Origin of the sequence: Novosphingobium sp., assembly GCF_036803765.1 — a bacterium.
Lineage (GTDB): Bacteria > Pseudomonadota > Alphaproteobacteria > Sphingomonadales > Sphingomonadaceae > Novosphingobium.
The window spans coordinates 1-8,565 of sequence record NZ_DAIRTS010000051.1; the positions used below are offsets into that span (position 1 = coordinate 1).

Annotated in this window: 8 protein-coding genes; 1 reads left to right on the plus strand and 7 read right to left on the minus strand. The window is 66.9% G+C overall.

Annotated elements, in window-relative coordinates; genetic code table 11:
* Positions 1-238: 238 nt before the first annotated feature.
* Complete coding sequence (locus V7Q48_RS18075) at positions 239-1,162, plus strand: LysR family transcriptional regulator (RefSeq protein WP_333840617.1); 924 nt, start codon at positions 239-241, stop codon at positions 1,160-1,162.
* Here V7Q48_RS18075 and phoB read toward each other — a convergent pair.
* The 7 genes from phoB to V7Q48_RS18110 all read right to left on the minus strand — a co-directional run bounded on the left by phoB (position 1,141) and on the right by V7Q48_RS18110 (position 8,526).
* Positions 1,141-1,830, minus strand: a complete 690-nt coding sequence (phoB, locus tag V7Q48_RS18080; protein ID WP_333840619.1) for a phosphate regulon transcriptional regulator PhoB — start codon at positions 1,828-1,830, stop codon at positions 1,141-1,143. The two genes, V7Q48_RS18075 and phoB, sit on opposite strands and share 22 nt — an antisense overlap.
* Before the next feature lie 110 nt (positions 1,831-1,940).
* A complete protein-coding gene (gene phoU / locus V7Q48_RS18085) occupies positions 1,941-2,624 on the minus strand; it encodes a phosphate signaling complex protein PhoU (protein ID WP_333840621.1) in 684 nt (227 codons plus the stop codon).
* Between the two features lie 11 nt (positions 2,625-2,635).
* A complete protein-coding gene (gene pstB / locus V7Q48_RS18090; RefSeq protein WP_333840624.1) occupies positions 2,636-3,439 on the minus strand; it encodes a phosphate ABC transporter ATP-binding protein PstB in 804 nt (267 codons plus the stop codon).
* A 1-nt stretch (position 3,440) separates the two neighbouring features.
* Positions 3,441-4,706 carry a phosphate ABC transporter permease PstA gene (pstA, locus tag V7Q48_RS18095; protein WP_442947161.1) on the minus strand — a complete coding sequence of 422 codons (1,266 nt, stop codon included), beginning with the start codon at positions 4,704-4,706 and terminating at the stop codon, positions 3,441-3,443.
* A complete protein-coding gene (gene pstC, locus V7Q48_RS18100) occupies positions 4,699-6,081 on the minus strand; it encodes a phosphate ABC transporter permease subunit PstC (protein ID WP_333840626.1) in 1,383 nt (460 codons plus the stop codon). The genes pstA and pstC overlap by 8 nt, the downstream gene beginning before the upstream one ends.
* 30 nt (positions 6,082-6,111) lie before the next feature.
* Positions 6,112-7,182 carry a substrate-binding domain-containing protein gene (locus V7Q48_RS18105; RefSeq protein WP_333840628.1) on the minus strand — a complete coding sequence of 357 codons (1,071 nt, stop codon included), beginning with the start codon at positions 7,180-7,182 and terminating at the stop codon, positions 6,112-6,114.
* A 159-nt stretch (positions 7,183-7,341) separates the two neighbouring features.
* Positions 7,342-8,526 carry a sensor histidine kinase gene (locus tag V7Q48_RS18110; protein ID WP_333840630.1) on the minus strand — a complete coding sequence of 395 codons (1,185 nt, stop codon included), beginning with the start codon at positions 8,524-8,526 and terminating at the stop codon, positions 7,342-7,344.
* Positions 8,527-8,565: the final 39 nt, after the last annotated feature.

The following is an 8,565-nucleotide window of genomic DNA, read 5'->3' on the forward strand; positions in this document are numbered from 1 at the left end:
CTAGGGGATGGGGGCTGGGGGGTGATCCGGTAGAGCGCCGCGATCGGCGACCCCGCGATATGTCGCGATGCAGAACGCCCGTGGCCATGCCCGGTCCCGGCAAGGGTCCGTTTCGCAAACGGAAAACATGCTTAGTATCAGTGGCTTGCAGTAGAAAAGCTAATTCAGGCAACAATTTCAAACAGTTCTGCAACGCAGTGTCTGTTGCGACGCAATGTGCGGTTCCTATCCTCTGATAATGGCCGATCGCTTTTCCGAGATGATGTCGTTTGTCCGTGTCGCCGAAAGCGGGAGCCTCTCGCAGGCGGCCGCGCGCATGGGCCTGTCGCTGCCGGTGGTCAGCCGGAGGCTCTCACAGCTCGAGGCGAGGCTCGGCGTGGCGCTCGTGCGGCGCAACAGCCGCCACCTGTCGCTGACCGAGGAAGGCGCGATGTTCTATCGCCAGGCAGGACAGGCGCTGCAGGAGATGGAGCGGGCGGAAACATCGATCCGCGAGATGGCCGGTGGGCCGGCGGGCACGCTGCGGGTGGTGACGTCGCTGGCGTTCGGGCGGCAGCGCCTGGGCGTCCTGCTGGCGCGGTTCGCCAGCGCGCATCCCGATGTCTCGGTGCAGATGGACAGCGTGGAGACGCTGGCGAACCCGGTGGAAAGCGGGCACGACCTCGCGATCTCCTTCACGCCGCCGCCGTCCTCGTCGCTGATCTGCCGCAAGCTCGGCGACAATGCCCGCGTGCTCTGCGCCTCGCCAGCCTATCTCGCGCGGCGGGGGACCCCGGCGACGCTGGAGGATCTGGCGAACCATGACCGCATTGCAGTGCTCGATGACGCGGGCTGCGTGCCGCAGGGCGGTCTGGCCGAGATCCTGACCCGTCCCGGCGGCCTCCTGACCAACGATGCCGACGTCGCGCGGCATTGGGCGCTGGAGAGTGCCGGGATTGCCCTGTTGGCGCAGTGGGACGTGGTGGACGACCTTGCCTCGGGCGCGCTGGTGCAGGTATTACCCTCGCTCGACCTGCCGGCATTGCCGATCATCGCGCTGTTCGAACCGCGACAGGGCCGCACGCAGCGGTTGCGGCGTTGCCTGCAGTTCCTCGTCGATCAGGTTCCGGCATTGCTGGCCGGAACGCCGCCGTCTGCGGCTCAGACGCCTTCGAGAGCGTAGCCGGCCGAGCGAACGGTGCGGACCGGATCGGCCGCGCCGGGCAGGGCGATCGCCTGGCGCAGGCGGCGAATGTGAACGTCGACGGTGCGCAGTTCGATATCGCTGCCACTGCCCCACACCGCATCGAGCAATTGTCCGCGCGAGAAGACGCGGCCGGGGTGCTCCATGAAATGCTTCAGCAGGCGGAATTCAGTCGGCCCGATCTTGATCGCCTGGCCCCGCCGCATCACGCGATGCGCGGTGGGATCGAGCGAGAGGTCCCCGACGGTGATCGTCTCGCCGGCCAGCGCCGGGCGCACGCGGCGCAGCACCGCACCCACGCGGGCAATCAGCTCACGCGGCGAGAAGGGCTTGGTGACGTAATCGTCGGCGCCGGTTTCCAGCCCGCGCACGCGGTCGTCCTCGTCGCTGCGCGCGGTGAGCATGATGATCGGCACGTGCGCGGTCGCCTTCTGGCGGCGCAGGCGACGGCATACCTCGATGCCGCTGGTGCCGCCGATCATCCAGTCGAGCAGCACGAGATCGGGCGTGTCCTCGGCCGCGAGCAGCAGTGCCTCGTCCCCGTCGTCGGTGGTGCGCACGTCATAGCCTTCGCCGCGGAAGCGGTATTCGACCAGTTCGGCGAGTGCGGTATCGTCTTCGACGAGAAGCAACTTGGGGGCAGACATGCCAGACCTCCGATGACCGTAGCGGGACAATACCGACCCGGCGTGACCGTAACATGGCGAAAGCACGACGAATGTTACGTCGCCGTGACGAATGATCCGCTAAACTTCGTTTACACCGGCGGCAGCACGTCCTCGCGCTCGGGCAGGTAGGCACCGGTCGCGGCGTAGTGCACGATTTCGGCGATGTTGGTCGCTTGGTCGCCGATCCGCTCGATGTTGCGCGCGACGAACATCAACTGCGCGACGCTGCTGATGGTGGCTGGGTTTTCAACCATGTACGAGACGAAGTTGCGAAACACACTGTCGTAGATCGCATCGACCTTGGCGTCCCGCTCGACGATCTCGGACGCCGCCACGGCATCGCGCGCGGCATAGGCGGTGAGGACGTCGTGGACCATCTCGCTGGCCAGTTCGTTCATGATCGGCAGCAGGGTCAGCGGCTCGAACCGCTTGCGCCCCTCGATGTGCCCGACGCGCTTGGCGATGTTCTTGGCATAGTCGCCGATGCGCTCGATCACCCCGGCGATCTTGAGTGCGGCGATGACTTCGCGCAAGTCGTCGGCCATCGGCGCGCGCAGGGCGAGCACGCGGATCGCGAGGCGGTCGACTTCGCCTTCGAGCTGGTCGATGCGCTTGTCCCGCGCGATCACCGCCTCGGCGAGTTCCTCGTTGCCGCCGATCAGCGCGTCCATCGCCTCGGTGATCGACAGTTCGGCGAGACCGCCCATTTCGGCGACCAGGCCGCGCAGCCGGGTGATGTCCTCGTCGAAGGCCTTGACGGTATGTTCTGCCACGTTCGAAATCCTTACCCGTACCGGCCGGTGATGTAGTCCTTGGTGCGCTCTTCCCGCGGATTGGTGAAGATGTCCGAGGTGGTGCCGTATTCGACGATGCGGCCCATGTGGAAAAACGCGGTGCGTTGCGACACGCGCGCGGCCTGCTGCATCGAGTGCGTCACGATGACGATCGCATAGCGCCCGCGCAACTCGTCGATCAGTTCCTCGATCCGCGCGGTGGCGATCGGGTCGAGCGCCGAGCACGGCTCGTCCATCAGGATCACCTCGGGATCGACCGCGATGGCGCGTGCGATGCACAGGCGCTGTTGCTGGCCGCCCGACAACGCCGTGCCGCTATCGCTCAACCGGTCCTTGACCTCGTCCCACAGGCCGGCGCGCTGCAGCGAGGTTTCGACGATGCGGTCGAGCTCGCCCTTGCTGGTGGTCAGGCCATGGATGCGCGGGCCGTAGGCGATGTTCTCGTAGATCGACTTGGGGAAGGGGTTGGGCTTCTGGAACACCATGCCGACCCGCGCCCGCAACTGCACGACATCCATCCCCGAGCGGTAGATGTCCTGGCCGTCGATCAGGATTTCCCCCTCGACGCGGGCATTGGCGATCGTGTCGTTCATGCGGTTGAGCGAGCGCAGGAAGGTCGACTTGCCGCAGCCCGAGGGACCGATGAACGCGGTCACGTAGTCCTTGGGCACATCGATCGACACGTCGTCGATCGCACACTTGGCGCCGTAGTAGACCGAGACGTGCCGCGCGCTGATCTTGGCGGGACCGTCCTGAGCCTGCAGGGCATCCGCCGGGCGTGAGGGGGCGTTCATGTTACCACCGTTTCTCGAAGCGGTTGCGCACAGTGATCGCAAGGCCGTTCATCAGGAGCAGGAAGATCAGCAGGACGACGATGGCGGCGCTGGTGCGCTCCACGAAGCCGCGGTTGATTTCGTCGGACCACAGGAAAATCTGCACTGGCAGCACGCTGGACGGCGAAGTCAGGTTCGACGGCGGGCTGGCGACGAAGGCGCGCATGCCGATCATCAGTAGCGGTGCGGTCTCGCCCAGCGCGCGCGCCATGCCGATGATGGTGCCAGTCATGATGCCGGGCAGGGCGAGCGGCAGGACGTGGTGAAAGACCACCTGCACCGGGCTGGCGCCCATGGCCAGCGCGGCGTCGCGGATGGAAGGGGGCACGGCCTTGATCGCGTTGCGCGCGCTGATGACGATCACCGGCATCGTCATCAGCGCCAGCGTCATGCCGCCGATCAGCGGGGCCGAGCGGAAGTTGGGGAAGGCGGCAAGGAACACCGCGAGGCCGAGCAGGCCGAAGATGATCGAGGGAACCGCCGCCAGGTTGTTGATCGAGATCTCGATCAGATCGGTCCAGCGATTGCGCGGCGCGTATTCCTCCAGATAGAGCGCCGAAAGCACGCCCACCGGGAACGCCAGCACCAGTGTGACCAGCATCGTGAAGATCGAGCCCTTGAGCGCGCCCCAGATGCCGACGGCCTGGGGGCTGGTGGCGTCCGAGCGGGTCAGGAACCGCCAGTCGAATGCGCGCACGAGCTTGCCTTCGCGCATCAGTCGCTGCGCGACAGGGCGCAGCTTGCTGGCGCCGTCGCCACGACCGGCAGCAGCCAGGGCATCGGTCGCCGGTACCGAGACCGCCAGCGCGCGGGCATCGAGCAGCGCGGGATCAGCGACGATGCGCGCGGCGATCTCGCGCCAGGCATCGTCGGACAGCAGCGCCCCGCCATCGGGGCCGAGATCGCGGGCGGCGGCGTCCTCGACCAGTCTCGGCAGGCCCGCGTCTTCCAGCGCACTTGCCGCGTTGGGTCGGGCGAGGAGCGTGCGATCGACCTGCAGGCGGCCGGCCAGCGGCACGGTGATCCGCAATTCGCTGCGCTGGAACCCGGCGATGCCGCTCGCCGACATGGAGACCAGCAAGTAGGCGAGGATCAATGCCGAGAAAGCGACCGCGGCGAGGCCAGCCAGCCCGAACAGGCGGTCGGTGCGACGGCGGGCGGCCAGTCGCGCGTTCATCCGCTGGAGCCGGACGGATGGATCGGCCGTTTGCATCAGTGCCTCAGTCATAGGCTTCGCGGTACCGCTTGACGACGCGCAGCGCGAGGAAGTTGAGCGCCAGCGTCACGAGGAACAGCACCATGCCGAGCGCAAAGGCCGACAGCGTGGCGGGATGGTCGAAGCTGCCTTCGCCGGTCAGCATGGCCACGATCTGGAACGTCACCGTGGTCATCGACTGGAACGGGTTTGCGGTCAGGTTGGCCGAGGCCCCCGCGGCCATGACCACGATCATCGTCTCGCCGATGGCGCGGCTGATCGCGAGCATGATGCCGGCCACGATGCCGGGAAGCGCCGCGGGGACCAAGACCTTGCGGATCGTCTCGGCGCGGGTCGCCCCCATCGCGAGGCTGCCGTCGCGCAGCGACTGCGGCACGGCGGCAAGCGCATCGTCGGCCATGGAGGAGACGAACGGGATGATCATCACGCCCATGACCAGCCCGGCTGCGACCGCGCTTTCGGTCGAGGCATTGTCGATGCCGATGCCTTGCGCAAAGTCGCGGACCGCTGGTGCGACGGTCAGCGCGGCGAAATAGCCGTAGACCACGGTCGGGATGCCGGCGAGAATCTCGAGCAGCGGCTTCATCACCTGGCGTACCGTGTGCGAGGCATATTGGGTGAGGTAGATGGCGCTCATCAGGCCAAGCGGAATGGCAACGATCATGGCGATGATCGCACCGATGTAGATCGTGCCCCAGAACAGCGGGATCGCGCCATACTGGTGTCCGTCGGGCACGCCGGTGCTCATCGGGTCGGGCGCCCAGTGCGTGCCGAACAGGAAATCGATCGGTGAGACCATCCCGAAAAAGCGGACCGTCTCGAACACCAGGCTGACGATGATGCCGGCCGTGGTCAGGATCGCGACCAGCGAGGCGATCAGCAGGAGGTTCATGACCGCGCGCTCGACCCGCGTGCGTGCGGTGAAGTCGGGCTTGAGGCGCAGGAACGCGAAGGCCCCGCCGGCCAGCGCCACGAGTATCGTGACCACGAGGCCGATCGATTCGAACCGGGCCAGCGCGGCGCGGTACGGATCGACCAGGCCCGCAGCTTCGGGCGCGAAGACGCCGAAGGCCCGGCCCTCGGCCACCGCACGGGCCTGGGCCAGCATCGACTGCCGATCGAACCCGGAGGCGGGCAGCACGTGCGCGGCCGGATCGGCGAGCACTTGCGCGGTCACAAGCGCAGGGCTGACCAAGCTCCAGGCCACGGCGAAGACCAGCGCGGGGACCATGATCCACAGGGCGACGTACCAGGCGTGGAAGCTCGGCAACGAATGCAGGTGGACGGTCGGCGACCGGCGCCGAAATGCCCAAGCGCGCGAGCGCGCGGCCAGCCAGCCGACGAGGCCCAGCCCGAGGGCGAGCAGGAGGAGAATGGCTGGTGACATGACGGTGCGGCAGTCTTCCTCGGGTCCGTTCTACTTCAATGCGCCGCCGTCGAGCGACGGCATGGTGGCGACCGCACGGGCACTTTGCGCGAGCACCGCATCGGGTGCCACCACCATGCCCAGCTTGGCGAGAGCACCGTCCTTGCCCCACAGCTTTGACCATTGCGTGACATAGGCTTGCAAGCCCGGAATGGCCTTGAGATGGGCCTTCTTCACGTAAATGTAGAGCGGCCGGGCGCCGGGGTAGCTGAAGTCGGAAATGGTCCGGTACGTCGGCACCACGCCGCTCATCGTCAGGCCGCGAATGCGATCGGCATTTTCCTCGACGTACGAAAAGCCGAAAACGCCGATCGCGCGGGGATTCGCCTCGATCTTCTGGACGACGAGGTTGTCGTTCTCGCCGGCATCGACATAGGCGCCATCCTCGCGCACTTCGCCGCATATCGCGTCGTGGCGCTTGTGATCGCTGGCCTTCAGCGCGGCCATCGCCTGGGTTTCGTCGCACCCCTTGGTCAGGATCAGTTCCCGCAGCGCATCACGCGTGCCCGAGGTGGATGGTGGGCCATAGACCAGGATCGGATAATCGGGCAGCGCGGGGTTGACGTCGCGCCAGGTCCTCGACGCATTGGGGCGGCCGTAGGGGTTCTTCGCCAGGGCGCGGTAAATGTCCTGCGGCGTCAGCGCGAGGTTCGAGCCGCCCCTTGCCTCGGCGAACGCCACGCCGTCGAGCCCGACCTGAATCTCGGCGATGTCCTTGACACCATGGGCGACGCAGTCGTCGAACTCGGATCGCTTCATACGGCGCGAGGCATCGGCGATGTCGGGATGCTGCGGCCCGATCCCGGCGCAGAACAGCTTCATCCCCGCGCCGGTGCCGGTGGATTCAATGATGGGAGACTTGATCGTCGCATCGCTGCGCGCGAGCTGCTCGGCAACCGCCTTGGCGAAGGGATAGACCGTCGACGAGCCCACGGCACGCACCTGGTCGCGGCTGGCGCCGGCGCCGCCGTCGCATCCGCCGAGCGCGAGCGTCACGACCAGTGCCAGCAGCGGAGTGCCCGCACGGCGGGGGCTGGAGACGGGAACGGGGACGGAAGACATGGCGTGGCGTTTCCAATACCCACTAAGATGGGACGTCTGCACGAGGTTGCCGCGCCAATGAGACCGCGTTGTGACATATCCGTGACGATGAATCGGCGAATATGACGGCAAGCGCGATTAGCTCGCTGCGTCAGCCTGCGCAACGTGGCGATTTTTGGCTCAACCCTGTGGCAAGACAGGCTGCTGGACGAGCGGCAGGCGCACGGTGAAGATGCTGCCCTCGCCGAGCTTGCTGGCGATGTCGAGCTTGCCGCGATGGCGCTCGACGATGTGCTTGACGATCGCGAGGCCCAGCCCCGTACCGCCGGCAGCGCGGCTGCGTCCCGGATCGGAGCGATAGAAGCGCCGCGTCAGGTAGGGCAGGTGATCGGGGTGGATGCCTTCGCCGCGGTCCTGCACCTCGAGCACCACGTCGGCGTTGTCGCGCCGCACACGCAAGGTGACCGGTGCCTCGGCATCGCCGTACTTGAGGGCGTTGTCGATGAGGTTGCGCACCAGCTGGTCGAGCTGCTGCCGGTCGCCAGACACGACGCCCGGTTCCGTCTCGAGAATGATGCGTTCCTCGCCGACGGTGAAGGCCACCTCGCTGCCGATGGTCTGGGCCATCTGCCCAAGGTCGATCTTCTCGCGCGGGAACTCGTGCTTCTCGGCCTCGATCCGCGACAGCGACATGAGGTCTTCAACCAGCGTCTGCAGGCGCTTGGATTCGCGCAGGACGGTGTTGTGGAACTTCGCGGTCGTGACGGGATCGACCTTGGCATCAGGATCGGCCAGCGTTTCGACATAGCCGATGATCGAGGCGAGCGGCGTGCGCAACTCGTGGCTGGCGTTGGCGACGAAATCGGTGTGCGCGCGGCTGATGTCGGCCTCGGCGGTGCGGTTGACCAGTTCGATCAACGAGAACCGCTCGTCGATCGCGACGCGGCTGACCTGCCAGATGCTGCGCGCGCCCGTAAGGCCGCGAACCAGCGCCATGCCCTCGGGCTTGTCGAGCAGGGTCACCGCCTGCGGGTGGCGCAGCGCGACGCGGGCATCCTGGCCGACGATATGCGGGCCGAGCGCCTCGCGCGCCGCGGCATTGGCCGAGGCGATGCGCTGCTGGTCGAGCATCAGGACGGGCACGCTGAACGGCTCGACAAGCGCGATCATCGCCGAGCGTGAGACGCTGCCTTCCTCGGTCCGCACCTGGACGATCTCGGGCTCGGGGCGAGCGAGCCAAAGTGAAGCTAGCCACGCCACGAGCACGGCGAAGGCCAGCCACAGGCTGGCTCCGGCAAAAGGCATGGCGATGGCGGCGACGAGTGCCACCACGGCGCTCGACCAGGGCAGGGCCAGAGCTTTCATGATGCGTCAGTCACTCCAATCGGCAGGGCGGGTCGCAGG